Annotated in this window: 16 protein-coding genes; 5 read left to right on the top strand and 11 right to left on the bottom strand. The window is 35.0% G+C overall.

Going from position 1 to position 17,022, the window contains the following annotated elements; genetic code table 11:
• Nucleotides 1-570, bottom strand: a complete 570-nt coding sequence (locus tag AC0608_RS01940) for a thioredoxin domain-containing protein (RefSeq protein ID WP_478287949.1) — start codon at nt 568-570, stop codon at nt 1-3.
• A 131-nt stretch (nt 571-701) separates the two neighbouring features.
• Between AC0608_RS01940 and AC0608_RS01935 the strand changes: the two genes are divergently transcribed.
• Together AC0608_RS01935 and AC0608_RS01930 are read left to right on the top strand one after the other, a co-directional pair.
• Complete coding sequence (locus tag AC0608_RS01935; protein WP_417961166.1) at nt 702-1,379, top strand: SDR family NAD(P)-dependent oxidoreductase; 678 nt, start codon at nt 702-704, stop codon at nt 1,377-1,379.
• A 12-nt stretch (nt 1,380-1,391) separates the two neighbouring features.
• Nucleotides 1,392-1,994 carry a SprT-like domain-containing protein gene (locus AC0608_RS01930; RefSeq protein WP_417961164.1) on the top strand — a complete coding sequence of 201 codons (603 nt, stop codon included), beginning with the start codon at nt 1,392-1,394 and terminating at the stop codon, nt 1,992-1,994.
• 3 nt (nt 1,995-1,997) lie between these two features.
• Here the strand turns inward: AC0608_RS01930 and AC0608_RS01925 are convergent, their stop codons facing one another.
• The 6 genes from AC0608_RS01925 to gcvP form a co-directional block, all read right to left on the bottom strand.
• Nucleotides 1,998-2,759, bottom strand: a complete 762-nt coding sequence (locus AC0608_RS01925; protein ID WP_417961162.1) for an ABC transporter ATP-binding protein — start codon at nt 2,757-2,759, stop codon at nt 1,998-2,000.
• Nucleotides 2,756-3,505: an MlaE family ABC transporter permease gene (locus AC0608_RS01920; RefSeq protein WP_417961160.1), complete on the bottom strand. Its 750-nt coding sequence runs from the start codon at nt 3,503-3,505 to the stop codon at nt 2,756-2,758. Before AC0608_RS01920 ends, AC0608_RS01925 begins: the two co-directional genes overlap by 4 nt.
• Nucleotides 3,506-3,584: 79 nt before the next feature.
• Nucleotides 3,585-4,433, bottom strand: coding sequence for a glycosyltransferase family 2 protein (locus AC0608_RS01915; RefSeq protein WP_478287948.1), 849 nt, complete (start codon nt 4,431-4,433; stop codon nt 3,585-3,587).
• Complete coding sequence (locus AC0608_RS01910; RefSeq protein ID WP_478287947.1) at nt 4,433-4,957, bottom strand: class I SAM-dependent methyltransferase; 525 nt, start codon at nt 4,955-4,957, stop codon at nt 4,433-4,435. Before AC0608_RS01910 ends, AC0608_RS01915 begins: the two co-directional genes overlap by 1 nt.
• A 235-nt stretch (nt 4,958-5,192) precedes the next feature.
• Entirely contained in the window at nt 5,193-6,251 is a 1,059-nt protein-coding gene (locus AC0608_RS01905; RefSeq protein WP_478287946.1) for a 3-oxoacyl-ACP synthase III family protein, read from the bottom strand.
• Nucleotides 6,252-6,531: 280 nt separating this feature from the next.
• Nucleotides 6,532-9,381, bottom strand: coding sequence for an aminomethyl-transferring glycine dehydrogenase (gene gcvP, locus AC0608_RS01900; RefSeq protein ID WP_478287945.1), 2,850 nt, complete (start codon nt 9,379-9,381; stop codon nt 6,532-6,534).
• Nucleotides 9,382-9,526: 145 nt separating this feature from the next.
• Between gcvP and AC0608_RS01895 the strand changes: the two genes are divergently transcribed.
• The gene (locus tag AC0608_RS01895; RefSeq protein ID WP_478287944.1) at nt 9,527-10,342 is read left to right on the top strand and encodes a hypothetical protein; all 816 of its coding nucleotides are present in this window, start codon (nt 9,527-9,529) and stop codon (nt 10,340-10,342) included.
• A gap of 427 nt (nt 10,343-10,769) precedes the next feature.
• On the opposite strand, the gene AC0608_RS01890 is transcribed toward AC0608_RS01895, so the two are convergent.
• Nucleotides 10,770-11,555 carry a YqjF family protein gene (locus tag AC0608_RS01890; RefSeq protein ID WP_478287943.1) on the bottom strand — a complete coding sequence of 262 codons (786 nt, stop codon included), beginning with the start codon at nt 11,553-11,555 and terminating at the stop codon, nt 10,770-10,772.
• A 10-nt stretch (nt 11,556-11,565) separates the two neighbouring features.
• On the bottom strand, nt 11,566-13,593 hold the full coding sequence (locus AC0608_RS01885) for a M3 family metallopeptidase (RefSeq protein ID WP_478287942.1): 2,028 nt from the start codon (nt 13,591-13,593) through the stop codon (nt 11,566-11,568).
• Nucleotides 13,594-13,817: 224 nt separating this feature from the next.
• Between AC0608_RS01885 and AC0608_RS01880 the strand changes: the two genes are divergently transcribed.
• Nucleotides 13,818-14,489 (top strand): hypothetical protein, encoded by a 672-nt coding sequence (locus AC0608_RS01880; protein WP_478287941.1) that lies wholly within the window; start codon nt 13,818-13,820, stop codon nt 14,487-14,489.
• A gap of 50 nt (nt 14,490-14,539) precedes the next feature.
• Here the strand turns inward: AC0608_RS01880 and purE are convergent, their stop codons facing one another.
• Both purE and AC0608_RS01870 read right to left on the bottom strand, forming a co-directional pair.
• On the bottom strand, nt 14,540-15,022 hold the full coding sequence (purE, locus tag AC0608_RS01875) for a 5-(carboxyamino)imidazole ribonucleotide mutase (RefSeq protein WP_478287940.1): 483 nt from the start codon (nt 15,020-15,022) through the stop codon (nt 14,540-14,542).
• Between the two features lie 96 nt (nt 15,023-15,118).
• Complete coding sequence (locus AC0608_RS01870; RefSeq protein WP_478287939.1) at nt 15,119-16,270, bottom strand: 5-(carboxyamino)imidazole ribonucleotide synthase; 1,152 nt, start codon at nt 16,268-16,270, stop codon at nt 15,119-15,121.
• A gap of 216 nt (nt 16,271-16,486) precedes the next feature.
• Between AC0608_RS01870 and hpt the strand changes: the two genes are divergently transcribed.
• The gene (gene hpt / locus AC0608_RS01865; RefSeq protein ID WP_478287938.1) at nt 16,487-17,017 is read left to right on the top strand and encodes a hypoxanthine phosphoribosyltransferase; all 531 of its coding nucleotides are present in this window, start codon (nt 16,487-16,489) and stop codon (nt 17,015-17,017) included.
• The last annotated feature ends 5 nt before the right edge of the window (nt 17,018-17,022 follow it).

The raw sequence follows: 17,022 nt of genomic DNA, 5'->3' as shown, positions 1-17,022 counted from the left end.
CTAAGGAACGGCCTGAGTCATGTCATAAGCCAAAATATAATAGTCATTAGAATTGAATTGAAAATCACCAATAATGATCCATTTTAGTTTTTCAGTATGAGCTTTCGCTGACGGAATATTAATTTTATTGATGAAAGTTAAGCCTAATGGATATTTGTAGATCATGTTCGTTCTCATAAACTCAAAAAGGGAGGATATTAATCCTTTTCCTCTATATTCTTTGTGAATGCAAATGGGACCATATTGAAAACTCTTGATTGTGGTAATTTCAAAATCTAAGAAAGTTAAATCGGGAAACAAGGAGCTCATATAATTAAAAATGGGCCATTGTTTGAAAAAATCCCAACTTCCTGTAAAAATGTAAGCAATGATTTTATTGTTGTCTTTTGCAAGAAATAATTCATCTTTTTGAATAACTTGGGTTAGTTGTTCTGACGTAAATGGCGTAGTAACAAATCCGGATATTTTTTCTTCTTCTGATAAATTAATAACAAGATACAATTCCTGCAACGCTAACACTCCTTTAATATCAATTAAATTTGCGATTTCAAATTGTATGTTTTCTGTCATTTTCTGGTCATTTAACTTTTCATTTTCTGTGCCAAAAATAAGTAAAATTATTATATTGTTTGTTTTTAATATTACAAATAATCCTTAGTCTAAAGCATTTTTCCTTTATGATTTTTGTTTATTTTTGTTTCATGAAAAATATCATTATCACAGGAACGAGTCGAGGGATTGGATTTGAGTTGGCATTGCAATTTGCCGAAGCAGGACATCAAGTATTAGCCATTTCCAGAAAAATTCCACAAGCTTTATTGGGTAATAAAAACATTAGCTGTCTTTCAGTTGATCTATCAAATGAATCAGAATTAGACAAAGTCAGCGGTTTTCTTTCCAAGTCTTGGAAACAAATAGATGCCATCATTCATAACGCAGGCAGTTTATTGCTAAAACCTTTTTCTGAGACGACTCAGGAAGATTTTGAAAGTATCTATAAAGTAAATGTGTTTGGAGTTGCTAATTTAACCCGAATTTGTTTGCCTTATTTACAAAAAGGAAGTCACGTAGTAACGATAAGTTCTATGGGTGGAATTCAGGGAAGTTTGAAATTTGCTGGATTGGCGGCTTATAGTTCGAGTAAAGGAGCCGTGATTACGTTGTCAGAATTATTAGCAGAAGAATATAAGGAGCGTGGTATTTCGTTTAATGTTTTAGCTTTGGGTTCAGTCCAAACAGAAATGCTGGCAGAAGCTTTTCCGGGCTATCAAGCACCAATATCAGCAGGTGAAATGGCCAATTATATATGTGATTTTACGTTGACTGGAAATAAATATTTCAACGGCAAAGTCTTGCAAGTTTCTTCTACCAATCCTTAACTCATAACTATTTTGAGCGAAACCTTATCCAGATACATTCCTGAACATGCGGTTAAACCGGTTTTTGAGCTTATTGTTGCACATCATGTGCATCTTAAGATTGTTAACGAGCGGCAGACGCGTCATGGGGATTATCGAAAAGGATTGAGTGGAAAGCATGAAATCACAGTGAATTCAAATCTGAATAAATACAAGTTTTTGATTACGTTGATTCATGAAATTTCGCATTTGGTCGCTTTCGAAAAATTTGGAAGAAATATTAAACCACATGGAAACGAATGGAAATATTCTTTTCAACGGCTTATGATTCCATACATCCGGCCAGAAATTTTTCCGAATCACTTGTTGCCGTTGTTAGCTCGACATTTCAAAAATCCAACCGCAAGTAGCGATACCGATGCGACTTTAGCATTAGCTTTGAAACAATTTGACCAGCAAAACGATAAGAATTATGTATTCGAAATTCCGTATGGTAGTGTTTTTCGAATCCAAAACGGAAAGATTTTCAAGAAAATAGCCGTCAGAACCAAGCGTTTTGAATGCCTTGAAATGAGTTCAGGGAAAACGTATTTATTTAATCCAAATGCAGAGGTAGAGCTGTTGAAATCAAGTTAGTCTTTACTCTTTCAGATACGCTTCTCGTACTTTTTTGAATAAATTAGAAGAATACACAAAAGCGACTACTGCTTCATTGTCAGTTCTGAAAATTTCATCTTTACTTCCTTCCCAAGCTTTTAAACCATCTTTTAAGAATAAAATCTTCTCTCCTATCTCCATCACTGAATTCATATCATGTGTATTTATTACGGTCGTGATATTGTATTCTTCTGTGATCTCTTTAATAAGATTATCGATTAATATGGCCGTATTAGGATCTAAGCCAGAATTCGGTTCATCACAAAACAAGTATTTTGGATTGTTTACAATTGCGCGGGCAATAGCGACCCTTTTTTGCATTCCTCCTGAAATTTCTGAAGGTAGTTTTTTATGTGCATCTGTAAGGTTTACTCTTTTTAACACGAAATCTACACGTTGCTGGATTTTTGAATTATTGTCTTTAGTGAACATTTTTAAAGGGAAACCCACGTTCTCGGCAACAGTCATTGAATCAAACAGTGCGCTTCCTTGAAAAACCATTCCTATTTCAGTTCGCAAATCGCGTTTTTCATCCGGATTTAATTCAGAATAAATTCGCCCGTCAAAGGAGATTGTTCCAGACTCAGGAGTATGAATTCCTAAAAGACTTTTAAGTAAAACGGTTTTTCCAGATCCACTTTGACCAATAATTAAATTTGTTTTTCCGGTTTCAAAAACCGTCGAGATGCCTTTAAGAATTTTGATACCACCGAATGATTTTTCTACGTTTTTTACTTCTATCATGATCCTAGTAACAACTGTGTTAATATATAATTGAAAAGTATTATCGAAACTGATGTCCATACAAAGGACACCGTACTGGCTTTACCCACCTCAAGCGCGCCACCTTTCATGTAATATCCGTGAAAAGAAGGGATAGTTGCTAATAACATGGCGAAAATCAATGTTTTTATAAAAGCATACACTATGTGAAACGGAATGAAATCCATTTGAGTGCCATTGATAAATTCCGCGCTAGAGATAAAACCGCCGTAAACGCCAGCCATCCAGCCACCTAAAACTCCCAGAAACATTGCAATACCAATCAGGAATGGGTATAATAACAAAGCAATTATTTTTGGAAAAACCAGGTAATTTAAGGAATTAACGCCCATTACTTCCAGCGCATCTATTTGTTCTGTCACCCTCATTGTGCCTATACTTGACGTGATAAAAGAGCCCATTTTTCCAGCCATAATCACGGAAATGAAAGTGGGAGCAAATTCTAGTATTACTGATTGTCGTGTAGCGAAACCAATAAGATATTTTGGAATTAAAGGGTTTGTCAGGTTAAGTGCGGTTTGAATGGCTACAACACCTCCAACAAAGAAGGAAATGAACGCCACAATACCTAGAGAGCTAATAACTAAATCATCAATTTCTTTGAAAATTAGTTTTTTCATTACAGACCATTTTGTCTGTTTGTTGAAAATTTCTTTTAGCATTAAAAAGTATCTTCCAATTTGCGTGATATAGCGAATGAGCATCATAGTTTTGTGAATAAGGGCTAAATTACAAAAATAGTTATCAGTTATGCCTTTTGACTCCGCAGTTTTTTGATTATCGGAGCTAAAAAAGCTTTTTTTTCATTTTCTTTAAACGGTATTGACGAATGAATTTTGCTTGTTCGGTGTTTACTAATAAAGGAATATTAGCAGCTTTAGCCTTCCAAAAACCCTTGATGTAATCTATGAAAAGTAACGGTTTTTTTTTCATCATTGCCAGTTTTGCCGAAGCTATTGTGGTAATTAAAAGTCCGTATCCTAAAGTATAAAAAGCCTCTCCTTGTTTGTAACGGGCTGTTTTGTTGTAATTTGCTCCAGTGGGTTTCAAATGTTTTACGATTAATGAAGCATCAGTAACGACCTTCCATCCATAAAATTTTGAGAGTAATTCATCAAGGGTATCCCAACCCATAGCTGGTTTTAAATTGCCTATTTGTTGGAAACATGCTTTTCTGTATGCTTTAAATGCACCCCGAATATGGTCTTTGTCGGTTAAGTTTTCTAGAATCCATTCGCCGTTTTTTTCGATATAGGCAAACCCACCGGCCATGCCTATGATAGGATCTCTTTCAAAGAGACTTAGAATAGTTTCGAAATAATTGTGAGGTAGAATTAAGTCAGCATCTAATTTTACAATAACATCATACTCTTCATCTAGTGTTTCGAAGCCTTTATGAAATGCTTGAATCACTTTGCTTCCTGGCAGATGTATCGCGCTAGAAGTTTTGTTTACTAAAGAGATAAAAGGATTATCTTTAGCGAAAGCTATTACTATCTGGGCCGTTTTATCTGTTGAATTATCATTAACGACAACTACTTTTTTAGGTTGAACAGTTTGCGAAATTAAGGATTGTAAAGTCAAAGCAATAAAGGCTTCTTCGTTGTGAGCGGGAATGACAATGTAATACTCCATTATTTTATTTTTTCAGCGTAAACGATGTAGTATCTTGGGGTAAATTTTCTTAGTAAAGGTCGAATACCAAATTTCCTTACGGGATTGGTCCATTTTTGTTTGTCTATTATTTTCCAACCCGTTTTTTCTAAAAGCCAATCAAGTTGCCAATCTTCAAATTCATGATAATGCCTGTCCCACATATCGGTTTTACTGCGGTATGCAGGTGAAAACCACAACCGTAATGGAATGGATATGAAAATTTTATCTGATTTTATTTCGCTTAAAATGGTGTAAGGATTTAATAAATGTTCAAAAATCTCGAAAGCGGTTACTATATCTTTTTTCTCATTTAAAAATACGGATTGGTCTTTGTCTAAATCTTCACCAGTTGTGTTAGTAACGGTAAATCCTTCTGATTTCATGATTTTAGTGAAAGGATTTTCAACACCTAAATCTAATATGGTTTCTGAAGTTGAGATGTGTTTTTTTAAAAATTCTAGGGTATGTTTGAATCTTTTATTGGGAAACGTTTTTTCGTACATGTTTTTTTGATTTTACCACAAGGGACCAAGGCACAAATATAGTGATAAATGTTTTTTTGTACCTTGTTTTTTAACCCAGACGGAAACGGAAATAGCGGGGCTTTAAAATATTGTTTTTCAAAGTGAAAAAAGCGACCAAAAGAAGCTTTCTGGCACCTTGAAAAACAAGTTTTGTAGTGAGGAATTGTTATGAACAGCCTTATTTAGCTATTGATTGCTTAATTCCTTGAATTGATTAATACCGGTATACAAAAGCGTTTATATTCATTCCTGCTCCAACCGAAGCGAAAATCATAACATCTCCTTTGTGTATTTCTTGATTCTCGATTTGACCACGGACTAATAAATCAAAAAGGGTAGGCACGGTTGCTACGCTGCTGTTTCCCAACTCATGAATACTCATAGGCATAATGTCTTTAGGGACAGATCTGTCATATAACTTGTAGAAACGGTGAATTATCGCTTCGTCCATTTTCTCGTTGGCTTGATGTATAAGAATTTTTTTGACATCGTCAATGCCCAGTCCGCTTTTGTCTAAACAGCTTTTCATAGCAGCAGGAACTTGATTTAATGCGAATTCATATATTTTGCGCCCGTACATTTTTATGTAGCGTGTGTCAGGATCTAAATCAGGATTGTAGGATTTTCCAAAGAATAAATAGTTGGCTTCGTCATTGGCATATGTTGCACTTTCATAGGATAATAATCCTGTTTCATCGTTTGAAGCTTCAATAATAGAAGCACCAGCACCATCCGAATAGATCATGGAATCTCTGTCATGCGCATCAACTACTCTTGAAAGTGTTTCGGAACCAATCACTAGACATTTTTTTGCCATACCTGATTTAATGAAAGCATTGGCTTGAAGAACACCTTCTATCCATCCTGGACATCCAAAAAGAATATCGTAAGCTACACATTTAGGGTTTTTTATTTGTAGTTTGTTTTTAACTCGTGTTGCTAAGCTTGGCAGCATATCTGATTGAGTTGTTCCGTACTTCACATCACCAAAGTTATGAGCGAAAATGATATAATCAATTGTTTCCGGATCGATTCCAGCATTTTCTATTGCTTTTTGAGAGGCAAAAAAAGCCAAGTCAGAGGAGGTTAAATGATCTTCTGCGTAGCGCCTGTGTTCGATACCGGTTATGCTTTTAAATTTTGTAATGACTACTTCGTTTGGATACCCAAAGGCGGTGCCATCTTCATTTAAAAAAACATGTGAGCCAAAATCAGTATTGCTAATTTTTTTTTCAGGAATATAACTTCCTATTCCAGTTATTTTTATTTTCATTGCGTTAATTTCCAAATTTGGGGCTAATTTAAACATTATAAAATTACTACACTCACAATATTTACTATGCATGCATATAATTGTGGAATAGTAGTTTATTGGCAAAAATATTGATTATTTCTGTATAAATTTAAAGTTTTGTTATGAATTTTATTTCATAATTATTGAAATAAGAAATAAAAAATATTGATTTTATATTTTTTTGATTAAAACTTTCTATAGGTATCTTTTTTTTATTGTAAAAAAAATGTCCCGATTTCTCGAGACATTTTGGAGTGATTTAACTTTCCATGTAAGCTTCAATAGGAGCACAGGAACAGACTAAGTTTCTGTCGCCATAGGCTTCATCTGCTCTGCGAACGGTGGGCCAGAATTTATTTTCAGCAATGTATTCTAAAGGAAAGGCAGCTTGTTCACGAGTGTATGGAAAATTCCAACCATCTGCAGTGACCATCATCAACGTATGCGGAGCATTTTTCAATACATTGTTTGGATTGTCTAAAGTGGCAGTTTCAATTTCTTTTCGGATCGCTATCATAGCGTCACAAAAACGATCTAACTCTTCTAGGTTTTCACTTTCTGTAGGTTCAATCATTAGCGTTCCTGCTACTGGGAACGAAACGGTAGGAGCATGAAACCCATAATCCATCAAACGTTTTGCAATATCAGTTACTTCAATCCCTTTTTCTTTAAATGGACGGCATTCTAAGATCATTTCGTGTGCAGCACGGCCCATTTCTCCGGAATATAACGTATCGAAATGACCGCTTAGTTTCTCCTTAATGTAGTTGGCGTTTAAAATTGCATATTCAGTAGATTTTTTCACACCTTCAGCACCAAGCATACAGATGTAGCCATAGGATATCAAGCAAACTAATGCAGATCCCCATGGTGCTGCAGAAATAGCTGTTATGGCAGTTGTACCTCCAGTTTGGATTACAGGATTAGTAGGTAAAAATGGTACTAATTGTGGTGCAACACATATTGGTCCTACACCTGGTCCACCACCTCCATGAGGAATAGCGAATGTTTTATGTAAGTTCAAGTGACAAACATCTGCACCAATAGTTGCCGGATTTGTTAGTCCAACTTGTGCATTCATATTTGCACCATCCATATATACTTGCCCGCCGTTATCGTGAATCAATTGTGTGATTTCTTTAATCGCACTTTCAAAAACGCCATGCGTTGAAGGGTATGTTACCATCAAACAAGAAAGATTGTCTTTGTGTAAAATAGCTTTTTCACGTAAATCGTCCACGTCAATATTCCCGTTTTCTAATGTTTTAGTAACCACAACTTTCATTCCAGCCATTGCTGCTGAAGCTGGATTTGTTCCGTGAGCCGATGATGGAATTAACGCAATGTTTCTATGGTGGTCTCCTCTTGAATGGTGGTACGCACGAATAACCATTAATCCTGCATATTCTCCTTGTGCTCCAGAATTAGGTTGTAATGTTGTTCCTGCAAAGCCTGTAATAACATTTAATTGTTGTTCTAATTTAGCCAACATTTCTTGGTATCCTTGCGCTTGATCTAATGGGGCAAACGGGTGAATGTTGTTCCATTGCGGCATACTCAAAGGTAGCATTTCTGAAGCGGCGTTTAGTTTCATCGTACAGGATCCTAGAGAGATCATTGAGTGATTCAAAGCCAAATCTTTTCGTTCTAACATTTTGATGTAACGCATCAATGCGGTTTCTGAATGGTACTTATTGAAAACATCATGTTGCAAGAATGGTGATGTTCTGTTTAAGTGTTCCGGGAAATGGTTGGTTTCTGATAAACTTTCAATGGTGTTTACGGGAGTACTATTTGCAGAAGCGAAAACAGCAATAATTTTATTTAAATCGGTAATACTTGTTGTTTCGTTTATAGAAATTGAAATCGTATTGTCATCAATATAATAAAAGTTAATTTCGTTTTCTTCAGCAATCGCTTTTACTTTTTTGGCATCAGCCTTTACTACAATAGTGTCAAAGAAAGCCGTGTTCGTTTGTTGCAAACCTGATTTTTCTAATGCGTTTGCCAATGTAACTGCCGAAGCATGTACTTTATTAGCGATATATTGTAATCCCTTTGGTCCGTGATACACACTGTACATTCCAGCCATAACTGACAACAATACTTGTGCAGTACAGATATTTGAAGTGGCTTTGTCCCGTTTAATGTGTTGCTCACGGGTTTGTAACGCCATGCGCAAGGCACGGTTTCCGTCTGTATCAACAGTAACACCGATGATTCTTCCCGGCATGCTTCTTTTGTATTCGTCTTTTGTAGCAAAATAAGCAGCGTGTGGACCGCCATAACCTAACGGAATTCCAAAACGTTGTGTCGTTCCAAGAACAACTGCAGCGCCCATTTCTCCCGGAGGAGTCAGTTTTACTAAACTCATAATATCAGCGGCGACAGCTACTTTTATTTCGTTTTCAGCTGCTTTCGCAATAAATGCGGCATAATCATGAACTTGTCCAAATTTCCCCGGATATTGAAGTATTGCTCCATAATATTCCGAAGAAAAATCGAATTCTTCATGGTTTCCAATTACTAATTCAACTCCAATTGGTGTAGAACGTGTTTGTAAAACAGATAATGTTTGGGGTAATATTTCTTCGGAAACGAAGAATTTATTGGTGTTGTTTTTCTTTTGATTCCGAGAGCGTACATCAAAAAGTAATGCCATTGCTTCAGCCGCAGCAGTTCCTTCATCTAATAAGGATGCGTTAGCAATTTCCATTCCGGTTAATTCGATAACCATCGTTTGAAAATTCAAAATCGCTTCTAACCGACCTTGCGCAATTTCGGCTTGATACGGTGTGTAGGCAGTGTACCATCCCGGGTTTTCAAATACATTTCTTTGGATAACCGCAGGGATAATGGCCGCATTATACCCTAGGCCAATATACGATTGAAAAACTTTATTTTTATTTCCTAATTTTTGGATGTGATTTGCAAACTCATATTCCGTCATTGCAGGTTCTAAATCTAAATCAGATTTTAAACGAATGTCACTTGGAATAGTTTCATCAATCAATTGATCCAGCGATCCAGCGCCAATTGTCTTCAACATGTGTTCTAAATCATCTTCTCTTGGGCCAATGTGTCTTAATGCAAATGCGTCTGTTTTCATTGTATATAAAATGGGTTGTGTGTTTCTTGTTTTGAGGCTGTAAAATTAAATATTAATATGCTATTAATTGCCTTTTTTAACTTGATTTTCTGTGAATTTTTCAACTAAAAGCCTTTCTTATTAACACTTTGATTAATTTTGTCTAATGAAGTTTTTTAAGCTAATATTCAATTTTTATATAAATAGCAGTATTCACGTGGGTTTGTCTTGTTATGCCTTAGTGAGAATGACACACTACATGTTCCACATTCCTTATGAGGAATCTATAGCAAGCTTTGCGTTTTTTGGGACTATTGTAGGCTATAATTTTGTGAAATATGATGCTTTAGCACGAGCCCAAAAGACACAAATGCGGAAAGAACTGATGGCGATTTCTTTATTAAGTTGTTGCTCTCTTATTTTGGTTGGCTATTATTTTTTTCTGCTCGAGCGAATAACTCAAACTCTAGCAGTGGTTTTTTTGAGTATTACGATGCTGTATACACTTCCCTTTTTTCCCAACAGGAGAAACGCCAGAAATTGGGCCGGTGTAAAAATTTATATTGTGGCTTCGTGTTGGGTAGGAGTGACTTTGGTATTACCACTCTTAAATGCGGGTATTCCTCTTACTTCCGACTTCTATTTGAAATGCATGCAACGCTTTCTCTTGATTTTTATTTTGGTACTAATTTTTGAAATCATTGATTTTGCAGAAGACGACCCACATTTGCAAACCGTGCCACAGCAAATAGGAGTAAAGCGAACAAAAATAGTAGGGTTATTACTTTTGCTGCCATTTTATTTTTTAGAGTTTTTCAAAAGCAATTTTGATAAAAAGCAATTGATTGTCAACTTGATTTTAGTGATTATTATTTCTTTATTTCTGCTTTTTGCCAATAAAAAAAGGACAAAATATTACACCTCTTTTTGGGTAGAAAGCATTCCGATAATTTGGTGGATACTACTTCTTGCTTTAAGATGAAGCTTTCCAAATTATATTTCCTTCAAGAATAAAAGGAATCAGGTGATTTTTGGAAACATAAATAATAATAAACCAAAGATATCGTAAGGTACTTTATAATGAATTTTTATCGTTCATAACGATTTATTACTTTTTTGTATAAAACAAATGGTTGTGTCTTAATGGATTGAATTTTGCCTCCTCTATTTAATCTGCAAAATAAATAGACTGTTCATTAAGTTATATGGTTTTTGAGCGTCTGATAAAAATAAAATATTTTCCATGTCATGTTCTCGTTTTATTATAAGTGACCAATCCCTTTGTTGTTCTTTCAATTGCAATTGTAGTGCTTATAGATTGTTGCTGTTCACTAACCTTTCATGATACATCAAAAACGGTTTGTAGCGGAGCATTTATTTAGATCCGTATTTTTTTTCGGGTCATTAAATTATATTTTTCTTTTGTCTTCGATGGTTATTTTTGAGCCAACAGCGAGAAAGACGGAGGTAGGTTCTAAATCTTTAATAAAAGCAAATTCTTTACCGTAAACCCCTTCAAAATCAATTACTGATTTGTTCTTGATGACTTCATATTGTTGCCATCTGGGATGCGTAATTTGATATTCAAAAGTTTCGTTTTTATTGATTTTGGTGTACCCAAAATAATGTTCTGTGATAAATTCTGCTTCAGAATTCGGTTCAATTGCTATGGGTTTTTTATTGGTTTCTACATGAATAGTGTTCCAGTTGTTATTTACTTTCCATTGGTAAATAAATTTGCGAGAATGTTCTAGTACTTCAAGCGTATGTTTCATCGGTAAGGTCTGGTAATGTTCGTTGTAGAACGTATTTGCAATGAACGAAATAGCGTATTTAGGGACAATTTCGCTAATAAAAACAGCGCCTCTTTTCCATACTCCATTTTCAAAACGCCTTACGTAAAACCGAAGATTAACTTCCTCGAAATCAGAATGAAATGGAATTTTCATTCCTAAAACACGTACTTTTTCGAAAAGGAATCCAATAAAGCTGACATAACATTTGCCATTCCAGTAATCTATTTCGGTTCCTTTTGGAACATATTTTTCTAAAATTTCAGGATTGACTTCATAATTAATCATGGCTAAATTATTCCATTCGGCTTTTAAAAAACTCATCGTTGTTTTGGGTTTTAACTTGTGTGAAATATTAAAAGTGTATTGCAAACCAAGAGGGGTTACACTTCTGGTTTGCAATACTTGTGTTTTAAACCAATCCGGCTCTTTTTAATAGCGCTTCTGGTTTGGGTTCTTGTCCTCTAAAGCGTTTGTATAAAATCATTGGATGTTCCGTACCACCTTTAGAAAGTACATTTTCTTTAAATTTGGTAGCCACTTCTTTATTAAAAATTCCTTTTTCCTGAAAATATTCAAAAGCATCAGCATCCAGTACTTCTGCCCATTTGTAGCTGTAATATCCAGAAGAATAACCACCTTGAAAGATATGGGAAAAGGAAGTGCTCATTGCATTCTCTTTTACTTCTGGATACAATTGTGTAGCTGCAAATTGTTCTGTTTCAAAAGCTTTGATGTCTTTGATATTGGAAGGATCTTGTGCATGCCAGCCCATATCTAACAACCCAAAACTCAATTGGCGCATTGTTGCCATGCCTTCTTGAAAACTAGCACTTTCTTTAATTTTATGAACCAATTCCATCGGAATCATTTCGCCAGTTTCATAATGATACGCAAATAAAGCGAGTGCTTCCGGTTCGTAACACCAGTTTTCGAGAATCTGACTTGGTAATTCTACGAAATCCCAATAGACAGAAGTTCCTGAGAGACTTGGATATGTTGTATTGGCTAATATTCCATGTAACGCATGCCCAAATTCATGGAATAAAGTTGTTACTTCGTTGAAAGTTAATAGCGATGGTTTTGTTTCGGTGGGTTTTGTGAAATTGCACACAATAGAAATATGCGGTCTTTCGTTGGTCTCTTTTTTGATGTATTGCGATTTAAATGACGTCATCCAAGCACCGTTGCGTTTGCCTTTTCTTGGAAAGAAATCAGTATAAAACACAGCGACAAGTTGGTTCTCTTCGTCTTTAACTGCGTATGTTTTTACTTCTTCATGGTATTTGTCCACTTCGAAAATTTCTTCGAAAGTGATTCCATATAATTTTTGCGCTACTGCAAAAGCACCGTCTAAGACTTTTTCCAATTGAAAATACGGTTTTAATATTTCATCGTCCAAATTGAATAATTGTTGCTTCAATTTCTCCGAGTAATAGGCGCCATCCCATTTTTCCAGTTGTTCAATACCGTCTAGCGCTGTAGCGAAAGCAGTTAATTGCGCAAATTCTTTTAAAGCTGCTGGTTTGGCTTTCTCCAATAAATCATTCGAAAATGTTTTTACTCTTTCCGGACTTTCTGCCATTCTTTCTTCGAGAACAAAATGAGCGTGTGTAGCATAACCCAAAACCTGCGCTCTTTCAAAACGCAATTGGGCAATTTTAAGCACAATTTGCTGATTGTCAAATTCATTGTTTTGAAAACCTTTGGCGCCAAAAGCAATGGCCATTTTTTGACGCAATTCCCGATTGTCAGCATAGGTAACAAAGGGAACATAACTGGGATAATCCAACGTGAAAATCCAACCTTCTTTTTCTTGGCTTTTGGCCAAAGAGCGAGCGGCTTCGATTGTACCTTCCGGTAAACCGGCTAAATCCGATTCATTGGTAATGTGTAATTGATAGGCTTGCGTTTCGGCCAAAACATTTTCGCCAAATTGCAAACTCAATTGCGATAATTCTTTGTCAATTTCTCGCAATTGATTTTTTTTGTCTTCCGGCAAATTGGCTCCGTTTCTGGAGAAGCTTTTGTATTTTTTATCCAAAAGCGTAGTTTGCTCTGGATTTAAATTCAGTTTTTCTCGTTGCTCATAAACCGTTTTTACTCGAGCGAATAAATCAGGGTTAAGACGTACATCATTTCCAAATTCAGATAATAATGGAGAAACTTCCTGAGCTATTTTTTGAATCTCATCATTCGTTTCCGCTGAATTCAAGTTGAAAAATATACTGGAGATTCTGTCCAAAACATCACCGCTGAAAGCCAATGCTTCAATCGTGTTTTCAAAAGTTGGTTTTATAGGGTTTCTTACAATAGCTTCAATTTCAGCTTTTGCTAATTCGATTCCTTTTTGAAAAGCAGGAAGAAAATCTTCGTTTTTAATTTTCGAAAAAGGCGCTGTGTTATAGGGAGTATTGAAATGGTGGGTTAGGATGCTCATTTGTGTTTTTTAGTAAAAAGAATTCAGTGTTTAAAGATATCAAAGGTACGGATTTAATAAAAAAATGTGTTAGTCTAATTAATTGATTTGGTAAAAAATAGCACATTCAATACTGTTATTTAAATGTTATTTATTTCTTCTCACCGGAATAAAGTCTTAAATTGTAAAAAAAGATTGGTTTTTGAAGAAACGAATTAAAAACACACCGTAAAATTAAATAAAAGATGAACTACCAAATTACAATAAATAGGGCGACTACTGTAGATGAAATTGAAGGATACTGGACTGACGAAGATTACATAAAGTTATTGGAGAAATTCGATTACCCAGATGCTTCAGATGCTGATACAGCTAGTTTAAGAGAGTTGTTGTTTATGGCAATTTCTGATTTCGAGCCTAAAGATGCTGCTGCAATCGTATTAGAATATAAATTATCCGAAGATTTGAATGAAGGTCAGATTCAGCAAATTTCGAACGATATGCTTTTAGACAAAGTATGTGAAGAATATCCTGAAATAGGATTGCATTCCACTTTATTTCATATTAATCAATTGCTTTTTAAAGCTTACAATGGTAAATTTCCCAATGCAAAAGCTACTATTATTGAATGTAGTTTTACACCAATAGCAGGAGAAAATGAAAACGAATTGACTAAAGAAAATATTTTAAAATTATTAAATAACGGATTGTCGGACAGTACTCTTATCAAAAGATTGTTTGATGTTCCTATGAAGGAAAACGTACCTTTCCCGGAAGCAGAGGATATTCTTTGGGACGCAGAGACTAAAGATATGTTGAATTATACGCTTACAACCTCTGAATACTGGTTGAGTAAAGATGATATTATTGCTTCAGAATTTGAAGGAGTTCTGGAGATTGTAGTTGAAGCGGAATAAATTAGTGCAAGATTTAAAGTAATAAAAAAAGCTCCATCATGGAGCTTTTTTTATTTTTGAAGACTTTCTGAGGCGATGTTTACCGCTTCTTTTAATCCTGTTTTGTAATGTATCATTTTGTCCATCACACTTTTGTCGTGGCTTCCGAGAATTTGAACTGCCAGAATTCCTGCGTTTTTAGCGCCGTTTAATGCAACAGTTGCTACGGGTACACCTCCAGGCATTTGTAAAATGGATAAGACGCTATCCCATCCATCAATTGAATTGCTTGATTTTATAGGAACGCCAATTACTGGAAGTGGAGACATTGATGCGACCATTCCAGGCAAATGCGCCGCACCTCCTGCTCCGGCGATAACTACCGATATGCCTCGATTGTGTGCGTTTTTGCTGAAATCAAATAGTTTTTCGGGAGTTCTATGTGCTGAAACAATGTCGACTTCAATTTCTATATCAAATGCTTTTAAAATATCAATTGCTTCTTGCATGATTGGCATATCTGAAATGCTTCCCATTATTACGGCTACTTTCATTTTTTGTTTTTATTTAAAGATTTGAGTATTTAAAGATTTTTTGAGAAATTCAATTTAGTTGGTGTCCTGAATTTTTCAATCTTTTAATTTTTTTAATTAACTGATTACTCTGATTGTATTCTTGACATCTTCGGCAATTCTTCGGGCTTCATTAATATCTTTGTTTACGATAGTGACATGTCCCATTTTTCTAAATGGACGTGTTTGTTTTTTTCCGTAAATGTGCGGGGTAACACCATTCCATCCTAATATTTTCTCAATATTTTCATAAACCACCTCACCTGAAAATCCTTCGGCTCCCACTAAATTTACCATAATTCCGGCTACTTTACTGTCAGTATTTCCTAATGGTAAATCAAGAATGGCGCGCAAATGGTTTTCGAATTGTGAAGTATAACTGGCTTCAATTGAATAGTGTCCTGAATTATGTGGGCGGGGAGCTACTTCGTTCACAAGGATTTCATCGTCTTCGGTTTGAAACATTTCTACCGCTAGCAATCCCACATGGTTGAATTTCTCTGAAACATTCAATGCTATTGCTCTTGCTTTTTCGGCTACTTTATTATCAATTCGAGCCGGACAAATCACATATTCTACTTGGTTTGCTTCTGGATGGAATTCCATTTCTACTACAGGATAGGTTTTTATTTTGCCTGATGGATTGCGGCAAACGATAACAGCCAATTCGTTTTTGAACGGAACCATTTCTTCAGCAATACATTCAACATTGGCTAAATTGTCTAAATCTGAAATTTGTCGTATGACTTTTACGCCGTTTCCATCATAACCAAATTCCGTACATTTCCATACAAATGGCAATTTTAATTTAGAATCCAGAATGTCAACAATTAGGCTTTTTAGGTTGTTGAATCGTTTGTAATTGGCTGTTGGAATGGCATGTTGCGTGTAAAAATCTTTCTGAATTCCTTTATTTTGAATCAATTTCAATGTTTTTGGCGAAGGATATACTTTTAATCCTTCTTTTTCGAGTTGCAACAAAGCTTCCAGATTTACCAACTCAATTTCGAAAGTCAAAACGTCTACTTTTTTGCCAAAGTTATAAACCGTTTCAAAGTCCATCAAATCGCCTTTGAAGAATTGGTCACAGGCAATTTTGCAAGGTGCTTCGTCACTTGGATCCAGAACATAGGTTTGTATGTCAAATTTTCGGGTATCAAACAACAGCATTTTGCCCAGTTGTCCGCCTCCGAGAATTCCTAATTTGAAATCAGAAGAAAAATAATTCATTATCTAGTTGTATGTTTAAGCAAAGATACTTTATAATGATTGAATCCGAAAATGGTATTTTATTTTCTTCGGAATTTCTATTGTATAATTTGTCGCATTCCCTACATTTTAAATTCTTTTTTTGTGAATTTTACTAATAAATACAAATTAATACTCATTTATCAATTCTCAAACCCGAATTCAGTATCTTTGCACATTATTTTAAATACGAAAATAATGATACAACTTCACGATAAACAATTTGTTCCGTTTATTTCGGCTAAAGAAATAGAATTTGCCTTGACAAAAATGGTAGCCCAGATAGGGGACGATTTTGCTGATGAAACGCCACTATTTATAGGTGTTTTGAATGGTTCTTTTATGGTTGTTTCAGATTTTATGAAACTGTATAAAAAACCATGTGAAGTATCTTTCATAAAAATGGCTTCTTATGAAGGAATTTCTTCAACAAACCAAGTGAAACAATTGATAGGATTGAACCAAGATTTGACAGGACGATCAGTTATTATAATAGAGGATATTGTAGATACAGGAAATACTTTGGTAGCATTGAAAGAATTATTCAAACAACAAAACGTAAAACATTTTAAGATAGCCACTCTGTTTTTTAAACCGGAAGCATACACTAAAGACATCAAAATAGATTATATTGGGATTCGAATTCCAAATAAATTTATTGTGGGTTATGGCTTGGACTACAATGGTTTAGGCAGGAATTTACCGGAAGTATATAAATTAAAAGAATAATTACA

It is taken from the genome of Flavobacterium sp. GNP008, from assembly GCF_056428965.1.
Note: the sequence above shows the minus strand (reverse complement) of the source record. Positions and strands in the feature narration are given on the sequence as shown.